16 protein-coding genes are annotated in these 19,747 nt (G+C 62.8%); 5 read left to right on the top strand and 11 right to left on the bottom strand.

Annotated features, from left to right (window positions below; translation table 11 throughout):
* Positions 1 to 92: 92 nt before the first annotated feature.
* Together ABVQ20_RS31530 and ABVQ20_RS31525 are read left to right on the top strand one after the other, a co-directional pair.
* Positions 93 to 311 carry a hypothetical protein gene (locus tag ABVQ20_RS31530; RefSeq protein ID WP_354463602.1) on the top strand — a complete coding sequence of 73 codons (219 nt, stop codon included), beginning with the start codon at positions 93 to 95 and terminating at the stop codon, positions 309 to 311.
* Between the two features lie 6 nt (positions 312 to 317).
* On the top strand, positions 318 to 1,346 hold the full coding sequence (locus ABVQ20_RS31525) for a LacI family DNA-binding transcriptional regulator (RefSeq protein WP_354463601.1): 1,029 nt from the start codon (positions 318 to 320) through the stop codon (positions 1,344 to 1,346).
* Positions 1,347 to 1,549: 203 nt separating this feature from the next.
* Here ABVQ20_RS31525 and ABVQ20_RS31520 read toward each other — a convergent pair whose 3' ends face one another.
* The 4 genes from ABVQ20_RS31520 to ABVQ20_RS31505 all read right to left on the bottom strand — a co-directional run bounded on the left by ABVQ20_RS31520 (position 1,550) and on the right by ABVQ20_RS31505 (position 5,201).
* Positions 1,550 to 2,374: a M20/M25/M40 family metallo-hydrolase gene (locus tag ABVQ20_RS31520; RefSeq protein ID WP_354463600.1), complete on the bottom strand. Its 825-nt coding sequence runs from the start codon at positions 2,372 to 2,374 to the stop codon at positions 1,550 to 1,552.
* Positions 2,375 to 2,593: 219 nt separating this feature from the next.
* The gene (locus ABVQ20_RS31515) at positions 2,594 to 3,037 is read right to left on the bottom strand and encodes a Ros/MucR family transcriptional regulator (protein ID WP_354463728.1); all 444 of its coding nucleotides are present in this window, start codon (positions 3,035 to 3,037) and stop codon (positions 2,594 to 2,596) included.
* Positions 3,038 to 3,332: 295 nt separating this feature from the next.
* Positions 3,333 to 4,430, bottom strand: a complete 1,098-nt coding sequence (locus tag ABVQ20_RS31510) for an isocitrate/isopropylmalate dehydrogenase family protein (protein WP_354463599.1) — start codon at positions 4,428 to 4,430, stop codon at positions 3,333 to 3,335.
* A 27-nt stretch (positions 4,431 to 4,457) separates the two neighbouring features.
* Positions 4,458 to 5,201 carry a glucose 1-dehydrogenase gene (locus tag ABVQ20_RS31505; protein ID WP_354463598.1) on the bottom strand — a complete coding sequence of 248 codons (744 nt, stop codon included), beginning with the start codon at positions 5,199 to 5,201 and terminating at the stop codon, positions 4,458 to 4,460.
* A gap of 141 nt (positions 5,202 to 5,342) precedes the next feature.
* Here ABVQ20_RS31505 and ABVQ20_RS31500 point away from each other — a divergent pair, with 141 nt between their 5' ends.
* Entirely contained in the window at positions 5,343 to 6,839 is a 1,497-nt protein-coding gene (locus tag ABVQ20_RS31500; RefSeq protein WP_354463597.1) for an aldehyde dehydrogenase family protein, read from the top strand.
* A 144-nt stretch (positions 6,840 to 6,983) separates the two neighbouring features.
* Here ABVQ20_RS31500 and ABVQ20_RS31495 read toward each other — a convergent pair whose 3' ends face one another.
* The 7 genes from ABVQ20_RS31495 to htpG all read right to left on the bottom strand — a co-directional run bounded on the left by ABVQ20_RS31495 (position 6,984) and on the right by htpG (position 16,981).
* Positions 6,984 to 7,883 carry a LysR family transcriptional regulator gene (locus ABVQ20_RS31495; RefSeq protein WP_354463596.1) on the bottom strand — a complete coding sequence of 300 codons (900 nt, stop codon included), beginning with the start codon at positions 7,881 to 7,883 and terminating at the stop codon, positions 6,984 to 6,986.
* Positions 7,884 to 8,005: 122 nt separating this feature from the next.
* Positions 8,006 to 9,505, bottom strand: a complete 1,500-nt coding sequence (locus ABVQ20_RS31490; RefSeq protein ID WP_354463595.1) for a sugar ABC transporter ATP-binding protein — start codon at positions 9,503 to 9,505, stop codon at positions 8,006 to 8,008.
* A 3-nt stretch (positions 9,506 to 9,508) separates the two neighbouring features.
* Positions 9,509 to 10,603: a YncE family protein gene (locus tag ABVQ20_RS31485; protein WP_354463594.1), complete on the bottom strand. Its 1,095-nt coding sequence runs from the start codon at positions 10,601 to 10,603 to the stop codon at positions 9,509 to 9,511.
* A complete protein-coding gene (locus tag ABVQ20_RS31480) occupies positions 10,600 to 12,717 on the bottom strand; it encodes an ABC transporter permease (RefSeq protein ID WP_354463593.1) in 2,118 nt (705 codons plus the stop codon). The genes ABVQ20_RS31485 and ABVQ20_RS31480 overlap by 4 nt, the downstream gene beginning before the upstream one ends.
* A gap of 12 nt (positions 12,718 to 12,729) precedes the next feature.
* On the bottom strand, positions 12,730 to 13,746 hold the full coding sequence (locus ABVQ20_RS31475; protein WP_354463592.1) for a sugar ABC transporter substrate-binding protein: 1,017 nt from the start codon (positions 13,744 to 13,746) through the stop codon (positions 12,730 to 12,732).
* Between the two features lie 35 nt (positions 13,747 to 13,781).
* A complete protein-coding gene (locus ABVQ20_RS31470; RefSeq protein ID WP_354463591.1) occupies positions 13,782 to 14,786 on the bottom strand; it encodes an ABC transporter permease in 1,005 nt (334 codons plus the stop codon).
* Between the two features lie 299 nt (positions 14,787 to 15,085).
* Complete coding sequence (gene htpG / locus ABVQ20_RS31465; protein ID WP_354463590.1) at positions 15,086 to 16,981, bottom strand: molecular chaperone HtpG; 1,896 nt, start codon at positions 16,979 to 16,981, stop codon at positions 15,086 to 15,088.
* A 430-nt stretch (positions 16,982 to 17,411) separates the two neighbouring features.
* Between htpG and repA the strand changes: the two genes are divergently transcribed.
* Complete coding sequence (repA, locus tag ABVQ20_RS31460; protein WP_354463727.1) at positions 17,412 to 18,614, top strand: plasmid partitioning protein RepA; 1,203 nt, start codon at positions 17,412 to 17,414, stop codon at positions 18,612 to 18,614.
* Between the two features lie 77 nt (positions 18,615 to 18,691).
* On the top strand, positions 18,692 to 19,657 hold the full coding sequence (gene repB, locus ABVQ20_RS31455) for a plasmid partitioning protein RepB (protein ID WP_354463589.1): 966 nt from the start codon (positions 18,692 to 18,694) through the stop codon (positions 19,655 to 19,657).
* The last annotated feature ends 90 nt before the right edge of the window (positions 19,658 to 19,747 follow it).

Raw genomic sequence — 19,747 nt, 5'->3', positions numbered from 1 at the left:
TGACGGCAGTATGGTAAGGCTGTCAACATCATAATTAATCAAAATACATCACAGCATCGCAATTGGGAGCGAAAATGCCTTGTGTAGGGATCATGAAGTCGCATGTCTTGCTTGAATTTGATGGAGAATCGGCGCTTTCAACCGATTTTCGCTGCGGGCGAGCAAGTGGTTTAGCGCAACAGCTTGTGCATCAGTCCAGGCCGGCTACATCATTTCCCATCAGAATCACCGACGATGCTGAGCTGTCGCCCGATGTGTCCAACGGAACAATGCATGATTTTGATGCGCTCGGCGCACTGGGAATGAGGTAATCGACTGTGCGGTCCACGCTGACAGACATAGCCCGGGAAGCCGGCGTTTCCGCCGCCACGGTCGACCGTGTGCTCAACAACCGGCCGGGCGTGCGGGCCCGCACGCGTGAAATCGTGCTCGAAATGGCGCAGCGGCTCGGCTACATCGCCGAGAGTTCGAATGCGGCGCCACCACGAGCCCTGCCCGGCGAAATCATCCGGCTCGACTTCGCGCTGCCCGCCGGTACCAATTCCTTCATCAAGATGCTGCACCGGCAGATCGAGGCGCAGGCGCAACTGCGCCCTGATCTCGATGTCCACATCACCACGATCGAAGGCTTCAATCCCGACCGGCTCGCGCGTCTGCTGCAGGACCTGCGCGGTCGGACGCAAGGCGTGGGTGTCATCGCGCTCGATCATCCGACAGTGCGTGAGGCGATCCGCTCGCTTTCGGCTGACGATATCAAGGTGGTGACCATCGCCTCCGATATCCTGCATGTGCCCAGGGTCGCCTATATCGGCATCGACAACCGCGCCGCCGGCCGGCTTGCAGGCTATCTCCTCAACCGCTTCATCAGCGCCGATCGCCCTGGCAAGGTGGCGCTGCTCGCCGGCTCCCTGTCCTATCGCGGGCATGAGGAGCGCGAGATGGGATTCCGCCATGTACTGACGGAGGAAGCGCCCAATCTGCAGATCGTCGAGATGCGCGAAATGCTGGATGACCGCGAGAAGGCCTACTCCGAGGCGTCTGCCCTGCTGGAACGTCATCCGGACCTCGCCGCGATCTACAATGTCGGCGCCGGCAACACCGGCATTGCCCGTGCCCTGAAGGAACGCGGCCGCGCCCAGTCCACGATCTTCCTTGGCCATGAGGTGACCGACGGCACCAAGGACCTGCTGCTCGACGGCACGCTCGACGCCGTCATCGATCAGAACCCGCGCGTCGAAGCGCGCGAGGCGCTCAACATCCTCACGCACGCCGTCAGGGGCCTGCCCTACGAGTTGCACCAGCCCAGGCTGCAGGTGATCTTCAAGGAAAACATTCCGGAGATTTGAGGCGGTGTAGGATGCGATCCAACACTGCTGGCAGGCCGTCCCGCTGACGCCGAGATTCCTTCGGCCAAGGACCGTGCCATCGCGTGATCCCTGCGAATCCGTCTGCCGCGAAGGCAAGCAAGGCGCCTATCGCGCTCCTGCTTCTCGATCTGGCGGGTCGTCATGTTCCTTGTAACGCCGATGACCTGCGGGCGATCCAATCATCAGGCGCCGGCCGCCAGCTCCGCGATTACAGCGCACAGCACCTGGGCTCCTGCGGCGGCATGTTCCGGTTCTATCCACTCGCTCTCGTCATGGCTGATGCCGTCGCGACAAGGGATGAAGATCATTGCGCTGCGGCAAAGCCTTGCCATCTGGCGCGCGTCGTGACCCGCGTATGAGAGCACCGGCATGGCCGGGAAGCCATAGTGCTCGGCAGCCGCCGCGATCATGGCCCTCAGCCGTTCATCAAAATCGTTGGAGGACGCCGAAACCAGCGTGGTCACCTTGGCGCGGCAGGGTTTCGCCAAGTCTTCGCAGATCGAACGGATCAGGCGCCCGCCCCTCTCAAGCGCATCATTGTCGGGATGGCGAAGATCGACCCGGAAGCGCACGGCGTGAGGCACGACCGACGGAGCATTGGGATAGACCTCGACACGGCCGATCGTGAATTTGACGTCGGGATCATCGCCGCCGACCTTGTCGTGAAGCATTGCGGCGATACGGGCAAAGGCAGCGACCGCATCCCGGCGATCGCTCATCGCCAGCGTGCCGGCGTGCCCCTTCTCGCCAGAGATCTCGATCTCGAAGGTCTTCTTGCCCTGAATGCCGGTCACGATTCCAATCGTCTTGCCGGCTTCCTCGAGCAGCACATGCTGTTCGATATGCGGCTCGATATAGGCATGCACCGGAAAGCCCAGTGGCCGAAGCGGGATATCCGCAAAGGCAGCGTGCAGGCGGTCGATCTCGACACCGGCGGAGATGCCGCCGCTGTCGGCGACAGCGCGAATTTCCTCGATGCGCCGCACACCCGCGAACGCCTCCGACACTCCCGGTCTTCATGCGCAGGTGGCCGACGCCAAGGGAGCCTGAGGACGAAGCTTGGCGCAGGCCTGACGGATAAGGTCCGCCGCGGCGCCAACATCGGTGATTCTGCGGCACGGGGTTATGGCGTGATCGCGGAAGGCGTTACGCCATGCCCTGTACGGACGTCCTGCGCGGGCGTCAGGCTTATGCGATCGGGCAGGCCCGATCGCATGGCGCCGATATCATGCTTTTGCCTTGCGCCTCGATGGCACAGTCACCGGCGCTCTCTTCTTGCCAAGCCCCAGGGCTTTCGCAAGGGCGGATCGCCGGGCCGCGTAGCTTGGTGCAACCATCGGATAGTCAGCCGGCAGGTTCCACTTCTGCCTGTATTCGTCGGGCGTCATGCCGAGCAGACCGAGGTGGCGTTTCATGGACTTGAACTTGCGGCCATCCTCCAGCGACACGATGTAATCCGGGAACACCGATTTCTTCGGGTTTACAGCCGGCGTCCGCGCCGGCGTCTCTACAACCTGCGGCCGGCCGAGGTTCAAAAGCGACGAATGCGTTGCCGCAATCAAATCGGGCAGACCCGTCACGGGCACCGGATTGTTCTTGACGTAGGCCGCGACAATATCCGCGGTCAGCTCTATTATTTCAGCGGCGCGATTATCAATATCTTCAACCATAAATATCCTTTCAAAATCTAAGTCGGCAATCTTTTGATAATACATCACAGCCATCTGGGCAAGTTATGGCGTTAGCGGGATTTGACAGTCCGCCGAATCCATGGCGCCGGGACCTTTTGTGGAGTATCCATCGTTAGAAGCGGATCGATCGGCGGAAAGCTCCGCCAACCAGGCTGATCTTCAACCTGGTCGTATCAGCCTCATCCGACGATGGTCCGAGAGGCTACATGATTGGCCTTGGCTAAGCCGGCGCGAAACGTGTTCGGGCAACGGCCCGTGGCTGCGGCCCGGCGCCTCACGCCGCGGCCGCGAGCCGGTCGCAGACAGAATGGGTTATCTGGCGCGTGGACGAGGTTCCTCCAAGGTCGGCGCTGAGCAGACCTTTGGCCAGGCAGGCTTGCGTCACCCGACGGATTCGTTCGGCGGCCTGGCTGAGCTTTTCGTCGCTGTGCTTGAGCCCGAGCCAGTCGAGCATCGATGCCGCCGACAGGATCGTCCCAAAGGGATTGGCGATGCCCTTGCCGGCAATGTCTGGCGCGGAGCCGTGCGCGGCCTGGAAGAAGCCGTTCGCCGCGCCGATCTCGGCCGAGGGCGCCATGCCCATTCCGCCCACGGTCGCGGCGGCCAGGTCGGACAGGATGTCGCCGAACATGTTCTCGCTGACGATGACGTTGAAATGGCCGGGCTTCAGCACGAGATGCATCGCCATGGCGTCGACCAGCGCGTGCTCGGTCGCGACGTCGGGATAGTCCTTCGCCACGTCGTCGAAGACGGAGCGGAAAAAGGCATAGCTGCGCAGCACGTTGGCCTTGTCGCAGCAGGTGACCCGGCGCACGCCGTCTCGCGGCGCGCCGTTCGACTGGCGGGCCAGTTCGAAGGCCTTGCGCACGATGCGCTCGATGCCTACGCGGGTCTGCACGAGGGTGTCGACCGCGACTTCGCCGCGCAGCAGGGCGCCCGCGCCGCGCGCCGCGTAAAGCCCCTCGCTGTTCTCGCGCAGGATGATGTAGTCGATGTCGCCCGCCTTCACTCCGCTCAAGGGGCTTTGCACCCCTTCGAACAGCCTGACAGGGCGGATGTTGGCGTAGAGGTCGAGCTCGAAGCGCAGCCTGAGTGTGAAATCCAGACCCGCTTCGGTCCCGTCTGCATAGACGACGCCCGGCAGCCCGCCCGCGCCATGCAGGATGGCATCGGCGGCCCGGCACGCCTGGAAGGTCGGCTCGGGAAAGCTCTGGCCGGTCTTCAGGAAATGCTCCGCTCCGGCCGGATGTTCGGTGAAGCGCAGAGGGCTGCCGGACCCGAGCGCTGCCTTCACCACCTCGACCGCGGCGGCGCAGACTTCCGGGCCGATGCCGTCGCCATGCACCACCGCGATCTCGTAGACATGCTTCATCGCCAGTCCCCCGGATAGATCAAACGCTCAGATGCACTTGCCGCCATCGACGTTGAGGTCGACGCCGGTGATCATGCTGGCTTCGTCGGAGCACAGGAAGGCGGCGGCATTGCCCATGTCCGAAGGTGTGGACAGCCTGCCGATGGGAATGGTGGCGACGACGCGGGCGCGGTTCTCCTCGCCGGAGCCGATGAAGGTGGACAGAAGCGGCGTGTCGCCGGCGACCGGGTTGATCGCGTTGACGCGGATGCCGAAGGGCGCGAGTTCCACCGCCATGGCGCGGGTGGCGGCGATCGCCCAGCCCTTGGAGGCGTTGTACCAGGTGAGGTTGGGGCGCGGCGAGACGCCGCCGGTGGAGGCGACATTGAGGATCGCGCCCGATTTGATGGATTTGAAATGCGGAACGACAGCGCGCGCGCCGTTGTAGATCGAGCGCATGTTGACGTTGGCGATCCGGTCGAACAGGTCTTCGTCCATCGTCTCCAGCGGCAGCGGAGGCTGGCCGATGCCGGCATTGTTGACCAGTATATCGAGGCCGCCAAAGGCTGACCGGGCCATTTCGGCGGCGGCTTCGAAGCTGTCCAGTCTCGAGACGTCGCCGGTGATCGGCCGTACATTCCCGCCGGCCTCGCGAGCGACGCGGGAAGCCGCCTCTTCGTCGCGGTCCATAAGCACGACCAATGCGCCCTCGGCGACGAATTTCCTGACGATGCCTTCGCCAAATCCCGAACCGCCACCGGTAACGATGGCGACCTTGCCAGCAAGTCTCATATCTGTTCCTCCGTTGCCGGCAACATCGGGGAAGTCTCTGTGATTGCACAGTCCGATTATCTGAACGCCCTTTTAGCTTTCCTTGTTTGAGGTGCACGGCGTCAGGGGTAATAGTCGCGGCGGAATTGCAAGGAGGAGCAGATGACGCTGAATTTCGACCCGAGGGCGAAGGCCACGACGCTCTACCATGGCGAATTCCAGCCGATGTTCATTGGCGGCAAGTGGGTCGCGGCGCAATCCGGCCAGGAGATGCGGGCGCTGAACCCGGCGACGGGCGACGTGCTGGCGACGGTGCCGCGCGGTTCTGCCGCTGACATCGATGCGGCGGTGGCCGCCGCGCGTGCCGCCTTCGAAGGTCCGTGGTCCAAGTTTTCTCCCTACGAGCGGCAATGCGTGCTTTTGCGTATTGCCGACCTGTTCGAGACGCATTGGGAAGAACTCAGCGTCTCCGACACGCTCGACATGGGCCTGCCGATCACCCGCACGCTCGCCAACCGGCGCCGCGTCATCGGCATGCTGCGCTTCTACGCCGGCATGGCGACGGCGCTGCATGGCGAGGCCATCGACAATTCGATCCCGGGCGAGATCGTCACCTTCACCCGGCGCGAGCCGGTGGGCGTCGTCGGCGCGATCATCCCGTGGAATGCGCCGACCGCCGCGTCGATCTGGAAGATCGCGCCGGCGCTCGCCACCGGCTGCACCATCGTGCTGAAACCCTCGGAGGACGCCTCGCTGACGCCGCTGCTGATCGCGCGGCTGATGCAGGAAGCGGGCGTGCCCGACGGCGTCGTCAATATCGTCACCGGCACCGGAGCCGAAGCCGGCGCGCGGCTCGCCGAACATCCCGACGTGAACAAGATCGTCTTCACCGGCTCGACGCTGACCGGCCAGGCGATCGCACGGGCGGGGGTGACCAACCTCAAGCGCGTTTCGCTCGAACTCGGCGGCAAGTCGCCGGTCATCGTCTGCCGCGACGCCGACATCGACAAGGCTGTTCCGATCGCGGCCATGGCGGTGTTCGTGCATTCGGGCCAGATCTGCATTGCCGGCTCACGGCTGTTCGTGGCGCGCGAGATCCATGACGAATTCGTGCGCAGGCTCGCCGATTTTGCCGGCAAACTGCGCGTCGGCCACGGCATCGAGGCGGAAACGGAAATCGGGCCGCTCATCAATGCCAGGCAGGCCGACAAGGTAGCCGGCTATATCAGGGCCGGCAGCGATGAGGGCGCGCAACTGGTCGCCGGCGGATCGCGGCTGAAGGGCGACCTCTATGATGGAGGGAACTTCATCGCACCCACCGTCTTCGGCGCGGTGTCGGATCAGATGACCATCGCGCGGGAAGAAATCTTTGGCCCGGTCATTTCCGCGATGCCCTTCGACACGCTCGATGAAGCGGTCGCACGCGCCAATGCGACGCCCTATGGCCTTGCTGCCGGCATCTTCACCACGCATCTCGGCACGGCGCACAAGCTCGCCCGCCGCATCAAGGCCGGTTCGGTGTGGGTCAACATGTATCATGCCATCGACCCGGCCGTGCCGTTCGGCGGCATGAAGATGTCCGGCTACGGCCGCGAGGGCGGCACCGAGCATCTGCATGAATATCTGGAGACCAAGTCGATCTGGATCCAGACCGACTGATATTCAGATGAGGCCGGCCTGCGAACCGCAGCTTTCTGCGCTTCCGGTGCTCACGTACTTTAAGTACGCTCCGCTCCGGTTCTCGAAAGCTACCGTTCTCGACTCGGCCTGACCTGAATCTCGCGCCCGCAAAGTGTGGGTAGGTCAGCTTGCCAGCTCGCGCAGATTGGTGCGGATCAGGTTCATCAGCTGTTCGGAAAAGCTGTGGTGCACGTAGCCTCGCGCCGTGATGATGCCGACGGAGCGGTGGGCGTCGCGGTGGTCGATCGGCACGATGCGCATGCGCTCGTCGTTGCGCGAGGTGATGGCGATGCCGGGGACCACGCAGACGCCCAGTCCGGAGGACGCGAGCGCCACCGCGGTCTGCGCGCTCTCGACCTCATATTGCGGCTTGAGTTCAATGGCTTCCGCCGCGGTCAACCGGTTGACAAGGCCGCGCACGGCGGTCTTGCGGTTGAGCAGGATCAGCGGATAGCGCAAGAGGTCGGAGAGCAGGAGCTTCTTTTCGCCGCCGTACATTTCCGCGGGAATGCAGGCCATCAGGGGATCGTCGAGGATCGATTCGAACTGGAAGTCTGTCAGGTTCGGCAGTTCTGGGCCGATGTAGAATTCGACCTCCTGCTGCTGCAGCAGGCCAAGGGCCGCCTGTGGCGGGATCTCGATGACCTCGACGATGCTGCGCGGGTAACGCAGCTTGAAAGTAGCCAGGATGTCGCCCAGGCGGCTGGCCGCCAGCGTGGGCGCGCAGGCGATCTGGACCTTGCCCTTGCGCCTTGCCGCGATCTCGGTCAGCCGGTCGAGGCTGGTCTGCACCTGCGACATCGCGTTGGCGATCTCTTCGAACAGGACCTGGCCTTCGGGTGTCAGGCTGGCGCGCTGGGCGGTGCGGATGAACAGGCTGATGCCGATCTGCTCCTCGAGATCGCGAATCTGCATCGAAACGGCCGATGGCGAGCGGTTGCTCTCTTCGGCAGCGCGACGGAAGCTGCCGTTTTCGGCGGCAAGCAGGAACGTCTGCAGAAGTTTGAGGTTGATGCTGGACATGTCCGCTCAGGCAACAGATGAGGTCCTGACCTATTCAGACGCGCAAGCGATTGCAAGGCTATAGGCAGGGCGGGACATTGGTCCTGACCAGATTTGGCCGCCGCCTTTCACGCCGTCAGGCTTCAGTGGACCGCAGCGAACATGATGCGTTCCTCGGTAGCCTCGGACAGCATCATCTCCTCAACCACGCGTCCGCGCTTGACCACCAGGATGCGGTCAGAAACAGCAAGGATTTCAGGCAGATAGGAAGAGATGACGACGACGGCCATGCCTTGGTCGGCGAGATCGCTGATGAGCTGATGGATCTCGACGATGGCGCCGACGTCGACGCCGCGCGTCGGCTCGTCGAAGATCACCAGCCTCGGCTTCTGGATCAGCGACTTGGCGATCACGACCTTTTGCTGATTGCCGCCGGAGAGTTCGATCACCCTGGCGCCATCGCTGATCTGCTTCAGCATGAGGCGTTCGCCCCATTCCTGGGCAAGTTGCCTGGCGCGTGCCAGGGACACCATGGAAACCGGGTTGGCTCCCTCGGTCAGTTCGCCCATCTGCAGGTTCTCGCCCGCTGTCATGGTTTCGAAGAAACCGTCGACCTTGCGGTCCTCGGTGACATAGACGATGCCATCGCGCACCGCCGGCCTCGGCACACGGTAGCGCACGGATTTGCCGAGCAAGCGGATTTCGCCGCCATGGAAGATGTTTCGCTTCAGAAGGCCGGCCACGACCTTGGCCATTTCGGTTCGCCCGGCGCCGACGAGGCCGAACATGCCGGTGACCTGGCCCGAGAAGGCCGAGAAGGACGAGTTGCGCACGAGGCCGGCGCAGGAAAGGTTCTCGACCGAAAGCACCTTGTCGCCATAGGGCCGCGCCGTGCGCTTGACCTCGCCGTGCAGCGTTTCGGTCAGCGTGCGGCCGACCATCGCCTGCACGATCGTCGTGCGGGTGAAGCCCTTGGCATCGCCGGAAGCCACGATCTCGCCGTCCCGCATGACGGTGATGCGGTCGGCGACGGCGAGCGCCTCTTCCAGCGCGTGGGTGATGAAGATGATGGCGATGCCTTCCTTGACCAGTCGCTGGAGCAGGTTGAAGAAGTGGCGCTTCTCTTCCGGGGTCAATGTGGCGGTCGGCTCGTCGAAGATGATGACGCGGGCCTTGTGATGGACTGCGCGCGCGATTTCCACCATCTGCTTGTGCGCCGCGCCCAGCGTGCTGACCTGCGCTGTCGGGTCGACCTGGAAACCCATGCCAGCCAGGAATTGCCGCGCCTGGATGTAGAGGCCGCGCAACCGGTTGAACATCTTCTCCTCGCCGAGATAGAGGTTTTGCGCCACGGTCATGGCCGGCACGAGGTTGGTTTCCTGAAACACCATTGCAATGCCGGCGCGGCGCGCCTCGGCTGGCGTGGCGAAGGACACTTCCTTGCCGTCGAAGAACAGCTTGCCCTCGGTCAGCTTGAAGATCCCCGCCATGACCTTGGTCAGGGTCGACTTGCCGGCGCCGTTTTCGCCGAGCAGCGCATGGATCTCACCCTTGCGCAGGTCGAAATTGACGTTCTTGAACGCCGGGATGCGCGAGAAGGCCTTGGTCGCAGCCTTGAGCTCGATGATATTGGTGTGCGACATCGCCTACCCCTGCTGGCCGCTGGCCACCTTGGCCAGCCGCACGATCCTCGAACCACCGCGAGAGGCGACAAGCAGATCGTCGCCTGCCTCGCAGGCACTGACCGTGCCGTGCACCGTGCCGTCGGCGCGCGAATGGAAACTCGACAGCGGCTTCATGTTCTGGTCGCAATGCACCACCAGCCCGTATGACCTGGTGACCGCATAGGGCTTCAGCACATTCATCTGCTTCAGCTGGCTGCCTTGCATCGGCTCCCGGTAATCGCGCCATGAGCTCAGCGACGGCGCCATCCAGAATGGTTCGGGAACCTCCGTCAGCATGCGCTTGCGATAGGCTTCCTCGCGCAGGATGAATTCCACAAGCTGGTTGCGGACGGAATAGAAGGTCAGCCAATACCCGGCATTGAAGGCGGGGGCTATGCGGGCGGGGTAGGCCGGCAGATGTTCCAGCACCGCTGCCGTCGCCCTTGTACCAAGGTCCATCGCCAGCACGCGGTGGCGCCAGGCTTCCGAAACGTAGATGCGGTTGGAGCCGGTGGTGGCGATGCCGGCCGGCCAGGCCAGGCCATCGCGGATCAGGTCCAGCCGGCGGCTTTTCAAATCGAGGCGCCAGACCGAACCGGAAGCGTTCTTCTCCATCAGGTCGCGGCGCCAGCCGCCTGCGGACACCGAGGCCGAGCCATTGGCCACCAGCAAGGTGTTGCTGTCGAGGAATGTGAGGGCGGTGATGCACGAGAGCCGGCGGGCCTCGTCGCCCGTCGGCCCGCGCCCGTCATGAAGGCCGCCGCGGATAACGACCCCTTTGCCCTCGATCGCCAAGGCGGTCATGCCACGGGCGTGGGCAAGTGCTGTGATCTCGCCGGGAAACTCCTGAAGCACCTCGGCATGGCCGTCGGCACCGAAACGCATCAGCGAGGCCGCGCTGCTCGCCAGTATGCCCTTCTCCGTCCGCACGAGATTGTCGGCGTCCGCGAGGTTGGCGAAGGTCTCGGCGTCCTCGAGGCCCTGGTTGGGCAACAAGGGGCCGTCGAGCGTCGGCACGGTCACAGCCCAATCGCCACGGCCGAGAAAGCGGTCGAAAAGCTGGCTCACAGCGCTCATGCCCGTTTGCCCCAGTAAGAGTCCGAGCTGAACCAGTTGGGATCGACGCCCTTCAGGGGCAGGGTTCCCATCCGGTTGTTGAAGATGCCGCAGAGATAGAGCACGCCCTTGTGCTCGCGCATCGACGTGATCATCGGATGCTTCTCGCCGGCGCGGTCCCACAAGCTTTCGAGGATCTGGCCGTTCTCGTCGAAGCGCAGCACGCAGCCGGTGTTGAGGTTGGGCATCAGCCAGGCATCTTCCGAGACGCGTCGCGCCATGCGGCGGCGGAAGCCCGGCATTTCCAGCGACAGGTCGAGCGCCGGCGTGCGCATGCCCATCAGGGCGAGCCAGTAGGTTCCGTCCGAGGCGCGGTTGATGTTGTCGGGATAGCCGGGCAATCCCTCGATGACCCGCTCAACCCTCCCCTTCTTCGGGCCGCCGAAATAATACCGGCTGATGCGGCAGGCCCAGCTTTCGGCGAACAGCACGGACTGGCCGTCAAATGCCGTGCAGATGCCATTGGGGAAGACGAGGTTCGACAGAAGCGTGCGGGTCGAACCGGATCTGGGATCATGGACGATGATGCGCCCATTGCCGCGGCTTTCCAGGGCATCGGCGTACCAGTCATGCATCTCGAAACGCACGGTCGCTTCGGAAAAGACGATGCGCCCGTCTGGAAGGATGTCGCAGTCGTCGGCGAGCTTCATGGTCGAGTCGTCGACGACCGAGGTCAGTGACCGATTGGTCTCGGCGGTGAGGAGCTTCACGTCGCCGTTCGGCGCCACCCGGTAGAGGCCCATGCCGGCGACGCAGATGACCAGATTATCGTCGCGGTCAAAGGCCATGCCGAGCGGCGAGCCGCCAATATGGGCGAACACTTCACTCTGCGTATAATGCGGCGGCATGAAGCGCAGTATGTCGCCCTGTCGGGTGCCGGTGTAGAGGCGGTCCTGACGGTCGAAGATGACATCCTCCGCACCGTCGAGGACGCCAAAGCCGATGACGCCGACATCCTTCAGCCGGTCGTTCACGGCGATCGGCGTGCCCGGCGCGGTCGAGATCGGCTCACACATCTTGGCGAAGGTCGGTGAGATATAGACGCTGTGCAGGATCTTGTGGCGGTTCTTCACCCAGCGCACGTCGAGGAGGACCGATAAAAGCAGGACGAGGCCGAGGATCAGATAGTTGACCGGACCAGGCACAGCCAGGGCGAGCAGGCTGTTCGACAGGACGAGCACGAAGATCGTGCCCATCAGCGCCTTGGCCACCGAGCCGCGACCGCCGCCAAGCGAGATGCCGCCGAGCACGGTCGCGGTCAGGACCTGCAGTTCGAGTCCGGTGCCTATATCTGAAGCCGCGCTGCCGATACGGGCCGAGAAGAAGAAGCCGGAGAGCGCGACCAGCACCGAGCAAAGCACGTAGGCGCTGAACAGGGTGAAACGCACGTTGATGCCGGCATTGTACGCGGAGCGGCGCGCGCCACCGACCGCGAACAGCCGCCAGCCATAGCGAGCGCGCGACAGGACGAGATGGATTACCAGCGCGACCGCGGCGAAGACGACGAAGGAAGTCGGTACGCCCCAGACCGTGCCGAAGCCGAGAAAATCATAGGCCGGCGAATTGGGGCTGCTGGTGACGATCGGCGTCGAGACCTGCGGGAAGATGACGTCGAAGGTCGAACGGTAGATGATCAGGGTGACGAGCGTGGTCAGGAATGCCCGCATGCGCAGGAAGCCGACCAGGAAGCCGTTGATGCCGCCGCAGACAACGCCGAGCCCAAGGCACGCCAGCAGGCCGGTGCCGAAACTCCACTGCCCGACATTCATGCCATAGAGCGTCACCAGCACCGCCAGCGCGAAGGTCGAGCCGACGGACAGGTCGATGCCACCGGAGACCATGACGATGGTCATGCCGAGCACGACCAGGCCGAGCTCGGCGGTCTGGCCGCTGAGATTGGTCAGCGTCGTCACGCTGAAGAAGCCCGGCACGATCGAGCCGAAGATCGCGCACAGAATCACCAGCGCCGCGAACGGGATGACGCTGTCGATCCATTTCTTGGTCAGGATCTCCCCGACGACATGGTCGGGGAGCAGGCGGTAACGCCAGCGCACAAGGCTTTCAGCCATGCTCATCGAGACAGTCCGTTACTTGAGGTCGTCCAGCTTCCAGCAGTTCCTGCCGACCGCATTGGTCTTGTCGACGCGGGTGATCGGACCGAAGAAGATGGTCTTCTCGCTGCCCGCCTGCCGTTCGGGATGCTGTAGCAACTCGGAAATCTGCTGCGCGGCGATCTCGGCCTGGATGGGGGCGTTGAAGTTGAAGATCACATCGAGCAGCCCGTTCTTGATGCTCTCGCAGCCCGTGGCGCTACCGGCGCCGTTGGTAACGATGGTTACCTGATCTTGCTTGCCCGCCGCCGCCACGGCCGCACCCGCGCCGACTTCGGCGTTGTCCCAGATGCCCATGATGCCGCACAGATCCGGATGTTGCTGGAGCACTGTCTCGGTGATCTGGCGGGCCTTTTCGCTCATGTAGTCGGCCGGCTGGTCGGAGACGAGTTGCAGCTCAGGATTGGCCTTCAGGACCTCATCGATGCCGGTGCGCATATAGATGTTGGCCGCGCCCGTCTGGACGCCGGCAAGCCAGACCACCTTGTGCGAAACGGCATTCGGCCCGGTGCAGTGCTTGGCCAGTTCGCCCATTTCGAGACGACCCATCTCGATCCAGTCATTGCCGACATAGCTATCCGTCTGGGTCGCCGACTGCATGTTGACCTGCAGCACCTTGATGCCGGCGCTCTGCGCTTGCTTTAGCAATCGCGCATATGTCTGCACGTCCGGGTTCTGCACGATGATCAGGTCGGGCTTCTCCGCGATAGCGCCCTGCATGGCGCGAATGCCGGCATTGGTGTCGCCGTTGGGATCGCGCACCTCGAGGCTGAAGCCGTAACGGGCGGCGTGACGCTGCCACACCACCACCCAGGACTGGTTGAGGTCCATGCCCTGCGAGATCGGCACGAAGATCACCTTCTTGCCCTTGAGCGACTCGAGATAGGGCGCCCGCCCGACCTGGTCGGTCTCCTGCGCGGTGGTGACTTTCGCGGCGCCCAGCAGCGCGAGCGCCGTCAGGCCCGCGAACAGGCAGTTCTTGAGTAACTTCATGGTTTCCTCCCTGATTGATGTCTCGGGTTCTTGTTTCAGATGTCGCCGCTCTGCGAGGTCTGCTCGTCGCGCGGATTGATGATGGCGTCGATCGCCAGGGCGCAGAGCAAGATCACGCTCTTGATCAGGTTCTGGCTGGTGTAGCTGAAGTTCAGGATCGTCATGCCGTTGGTCAGAATGCCGACCAGGATGGTGCCGACGATGATGTTGCGCACGCCGCCCTGGCCGCCGGAGAGGCCGATGCCGCCGAGAACCACGACCAGCAGCACGTCGTAGATCAGGCTGGAGTTGTAGAGGCGCGTGTCGATGCCGGTGACAAGCCCAGTCATGATGATGCCGGCGGTAAACGCGATGAGCGCGCTGATGACATATTGCGTCACGATGATCGGGCGCGTCGGCAGGCCCGTGGTGCGGGCGGCGTTCGGATTGTCACCCGTCGCGTAGACCAGCCGGCCAAAGCGCGTCTTCCTCAGGAAGAAGCCCATCAGCGCCGCCACCGCCGCGAAGATGACCACGGACATCGGGATGCCGAGGATGGTGCCGCTGCCGACGAATTTCAGCCAGGCGATGTTGGGTGGGGCATAAAGCACGTCGGAGGCAAAGACGATGCGGCCCGAGCCGTAGACCGATGAGGCGATGGCAAGCGTGGCGAAGATCGGCGGAATTTCGGCCACCGCCACCATGATGCCGGTGAACAGGCCGATGCTCGCGGCTAGGATGGCGCCGCAGATCACGGCCAGCGTGAAGTCGACGCCCCAGGTGGAAATCCAGATGCTGAAGGCGACGCCGACCACCATCACGGCCACCATGGTCAGGTCGATGCCGCGGCCAACGACGATAAAGCCCATGCCGACCGCCAGCGTGCCGAGGATGGAGACGTTCTTGAGGATGGCGATGATGTTTCCCCTGCTCAGGAAATTGTTGAGCGTCGCCGAGAAAACAACGAAGAGAATGACCGAGATCGCAACGACGACGAGCTCTTGGGACAATTTCAAGCCGATGCGCCCGCCGTCGGATTTGCCCGAACCAGCCAATTCCATTCCTCCCCCGCCGCCAGCTTCAAAGCGGCAGCTTGCCCGAGCGGCTTTGCCGCTCCGGCGTTTCCTCCACAGCCACTAAGCCGGCTGCCTCCCCGAAGACCATTGCGGCTCAGGGCGGCAGGGGCAATTTCGATTTTCTGATGCGCTGTGCAGTTCGATGGCGTGGATAGGCACCCTCGTCCGAGCGTCATCCGCGCCAGGTTGCAATCCGCGTGAGCATCGCCGGGGGCTTTCGGCCCCTGGCTCTTTGTCGTCCTGGCGTGTGCGACGACCGGCAAAAAGGCCGGGTACTGCCCTGTCTAGGCGGGCTTCAGGGACAGTTCCATGAGGCGGGAGAGCCGACCGGCAAAGGCACGCGGATCGGCCGGCTTGTCGCCATCGAGCACCCGCGCCTGGTCGAGCAGAAGCAATGTCGCGTCTTCGCGTAGCGTCGCATCCGTGGTCTCGGCGGCGATTGCCTTGACTGTCGGATGGTCCGGATTGATCTCGAGGATGGGCTTGGCGGCGGATTGCAGCCGACCGGCGCCCTGCAGGATGCGCTCCATCTGCCGGTCGTAACCCTGTTCGGAGGCGACGAGGCACGCAGCGCTTTCGGTCAATCGGTCGGAACTGCGCACGTCGGAAACCTCACCAGCGAGTTTTTCCCTGGCAAAGGCAATGAAGTCCTGCACCTCGGCCGATGCGGTGCCTGTCGCCGCAGTGTCACCTTCGGACTTGGCGAACTTTGCCAGATCGGCGGCGCCCTGAGTGATCGACTTGAACGACTTGCCTTCGAATTCCGGGGCATTGGTCACCCAGAAGCTGTCGACCGGGTCGGTGAGGAGCAGCACCTCGATGCTTCGTGCGCGAAAGCCTTCGAGCTGTGGCGATGCCTTCAACTGCTCGAGATTGCCGCCGGCCAGGAAATAGATCGTGTCCTGGCCCTCCTTGGCGTCCCTGATGTAATCGGCGAGGGAACGCTGGCCCTCGCCCGAGGCTGTGGTGCGGAAGCGCGCCAGCGCCATCAACTGCGCCCGGCGCTCGAAATCCTCATAAATGCCTTCCTTGATGACGCTGCCGAAATTGTCCCACAGTTTGAGAAAGGCATCGGCATCGTTTTCGGCGAGCTTTTCCAGGTCCTTGACGATCCTGCCGGTGACACCCTTGCGGATCGCCGCCAGGGTCGGACTGTCCTGGATCATTTCGCGTGACAGGTTGAGCGGAAGGTCGGCGGTGTCGACCAGGCCCCTCACAAACCGCAGGTAGCGCGGCAGAAGCTCGGCATCGTCGGTGATGAAGACGCGCTTCACATAAAGCTTCATGCGGCCCTTGCGATCCGGATCGAACAGGTCGAACGGCTGTGAGCCCGGCACGAAGGCAAGTGCCGTGTATTCATGCCGGCCTTCGGCGCGAAAATGCACGGTCAGCGCCGGATCGTCATACTGGCCGGAGACGCTTCGGTAGAAGTCGGTGTATTGCTCAGGCGGGATGTCGCTCTTGGGCTTTGTCCACAGCGCCGTCCCATCAGTCAGTTCGGTCGGCTCCGCGCCGGCCTTCTCGATGATGGTGATCGGCACCGGCACATGGCCGGACTGTTCCTTGACGATGCGCTCCAGGGTCCAGCGCGATGTATAGGTCTTGGCATCCTCCATCAGGTGCAGGGCGATGCGGGTGCCGCGCGCCGGTGCCTCCGCCAGATCGGCAGATGCGATGCTGTAGCTGCCCTTGCCGTCCGACGACCAGAGCCAGGCCTGCTGCGATCCGGCGCGGCGCGAGACGACATCGACACGGTCGGCAACCATGAAGCTCGAATAGAAGCCGACGCCGAACTGGCCGATCAGCTGTGCCCCCTCCCCTGCCTTGTTCGCCTCGATGCGCTCCATGAAAGCGCGCGTGCCCGAGCGCGCTATGGTGCCGAGCGCCTCGATCATTTCGTCGTGGCTCATGCCGATGCCGTTGTCCTCGACGAGGAGCCGGCGATTGTCCTCGTCGAGCGACAGGACAATGCGGCTTGAAGGATCCTGCGCCAGCAGATCTGGCGCCGCGATCGCCTCGTAGCGCAATTTCTCGCAGGCATCGGCGGCGTTGGAGATCAGCTCGCGCAGGAACACGTCCTTGTCGGAATAGACCGAGTGGACCATCATGTGCAGCAGGCGGGCAACGTCGGCCTCGAAGACATGGCTCTCGGCCGGCGTGCCTGCGGTTGTCGTCGTCATCTGGATACCTCTTGCAAAGCGAAACTCGGCGACGAAGTGGCAAGACATGGGCAAGAATTCAAGATGTTTGATCGAGACTGGCACATCTTATCCTGGGATGGGCCAGGAGCGGACGGAGGAGTGCTTGGCTGAATGTCGAACCCCCTGCCCTCTCGACCGGACATTTACTGCTGTAAAAAGATCGGATTACAGCAAGGAAAATAGTAGGTTAGGCATATTCCTGGAGCGGAGTTCGGCGTCGGCGAATGGAAGGCCAAAGCGGATCGATGTCTGGGGCGATCATGTTCGGTAGCTTCGTCTCTTAGACGACGAAAGCAGCATTAACCTTTTGTTAACCCAAAACTTCTTGCCGGGCTTTCCGAATCGGAGCTTAATGGCGCTTGTTGAGTGGATTGCTCACAAAAAGCGCCAATTCAGGTTTCGACAAGAAATGAATATTGCCATGCGGCTGCCACGCTTCGAGTTCGATGACAAGATTCTCGAGCAGGGCGCAGAGATATCCCGGCGGCTTAACCAGCTTCGCATGGAGAAGTTCCCGCCCAATGCAACCAAGACCCTTCGGTCCTTCTCGATGGCGGAGGTCGCCCATTACCTCGGTGTATCGCAAAACAATCTGAAGCGTCTTCACCTTGAAGGCAAGGGACCGATGCCCGAGCAGATCCCCTCGGGACGCCGCTCCTACAGCGCCGAGCAGATGCTTGAACTGCGCCATTTCCTGGACCGGCACGGCAGGACCGAAGTGAAAAAGTACGTCCCGCACCGCAAGCCGGGTGACAAGCTCCAGGTGGTTGCCGTCGTCAACTTCAAAGGCGGCAGCGGCAAGACGACGACCGCTGCCCACCTCGCCCAGCACCTTGCGCTGACCGGCCACCGTGTCCTTGCCATCGATCTCGACCCGCAAGCTTCGCTCTCGGCCCTGCACGGCTTCCAGCCGGAACTCGATCGCAATCTCTCGCTGTACGAAGCGATCCGATATGATGACGAGCGCCGTCCGATCGCCGATGTGATCATGCCGACGAATTTTCCCGGCCTTGATATCATTCCGGCCAATCTTGAGCTGCAGGAATATGAGTACGACACGCCGCTCGCCATGCAGGACAAATCGTCCAATGCCGGCCGTCAGTTCTTCATCAGGATAGCAAAGGCGTTGGCCGAAGTGGACGACCGCTATGACGTCGTCGTTGTCGATTGCCCTCCGCAGCTTGGCTATCTGACGTTGACCGCCATGTCGGCGGCGACATCCGTTCTCATCACCGTGCATCCTCAGATGCTCGACCTGATGTCGATGAGCCAGTTCCTGCTGATGCTCGGCGGGATCCTGAAAACCATCAAGGCCGCCGGCGCTGAAATCGAGCTGGATTGGTTTCGCTATCTGATTACGCGCTACGAGCCGACGGACATTCCGCAGGCGCAGATGGTTGGTTTCATGCAATCGATGCTGGCTGGTCAGATCCTCGAGAACCCGATGCTGAAGTCAACGGCGATTTCGGATGCTGGCCTGACGAAGCAGACGCTGTACGAGGTGGAGAAGTCGTCCTTTACCCGTTCGACCTACGATCGCGCGCTCGAATCGCTGGATGCGGTGAACTCCGAGATCACGACGCTCATCCATCGCGCCTGGGGGAGGTCATGATGGCGCGTTTTACGGCAGTAAATAGTGGGCATTTTTCTCGTGAAATCAGTCGACTAACCGAGAATGGGAGCGATTGAATGGCGCGCAAGGATATATTCGGCAGTGTGATGGGCCCGGCAGCGTCTGTCGCTGACACCAGCGATGTCTCCGGATATGCCGTTCGCGGTGCATCCCGGTCGATCATGCAGTCATTCGAGGAGCTCTCGAAGAGCTCGGTCGTCGACCTCGATCCGACATTGGTCGACACGTCCTTTGTTTCGGACCGCCTGGACGATGACGATGAGGCGTTCCAGGAGCTGCTGGCGGCAATTCGCGAGCGAGGGCAGGACTCTCCGGTTCTGGTCCGGCCTCACCCGGAGATTTCCGGTCGTTTTCAGACGGTCTTCGGCCACAGGCGCGTCAAGGTCGCGCGTGCGCTGGGCAGGCCGGTCCGTGCCGTCGTCAAGAAGATGGGCGACGAGGATCATGTCATAGCCCAGGGGCAGGAGAATGCCGCCAGGGCGAACCTGTCCTTCATCGAAAGGACGCTTTTCGCGGACCGCATTCTCAAGCGGGGCCATTCGCCGGACACGGTGAAGTCGGCCCTGGCACTCGATGATACGACCTTCTCGAAGATGCGCTCGGTCACCAGCAATATTCCCGAGCAGGTCATTCTCGCCGTCGGTGCCGCCAAGACCATTGGCCGGGACCGGTGGTGGCAGCTTGCCAAATTCATGGAGCATCCGGGACTCGTCAGCAGGGCAGGGGACTGCGTGGCAAGCGCGGATTTCTCGCAGCTTGACAGCGACGGGCGCTTTGCCCGCCTCTTCGATTTTCTGAGCGCCGCGGCAAAGCGCCCGCGGGCGCCGTCGACGCTCCAGGAGAGGGCCTGGACGCCCCGGGACAAATCGGTCCGGGCCAAAATCACCGACACTGGAAAGGTGTTTACGCTTGCCCTGAAGTCCAAGGACGCATCCCCGTTCGGAGCGTTCATTGCCGACAGGCTCGACCAGCTTTTCGAGGCTTTCCGGGAATCGGAAATGGCGAAGAAAACAGGAGACTAAACCGCAAAAGAAAAAGGCCCCCGAACGTCACCGTCGCGGAAGCCCTTCTCGTGTTCTAGCAGACTGAGAATCGCACTTCCCCGAATCACT

The organism is Mesorhizobium shangrilense (assembly GCF_040537815.1).
Lineage (GTDB): Bacteria > Pseudomonadota > Alphaproteobacteria > Rhizobiales > Rhizobiaceae > Mesorhizobium > Mesorhizobium shangrilense.
This window is presented reverse-complemented; position numbering and strand designations above follow the sequence as displayed.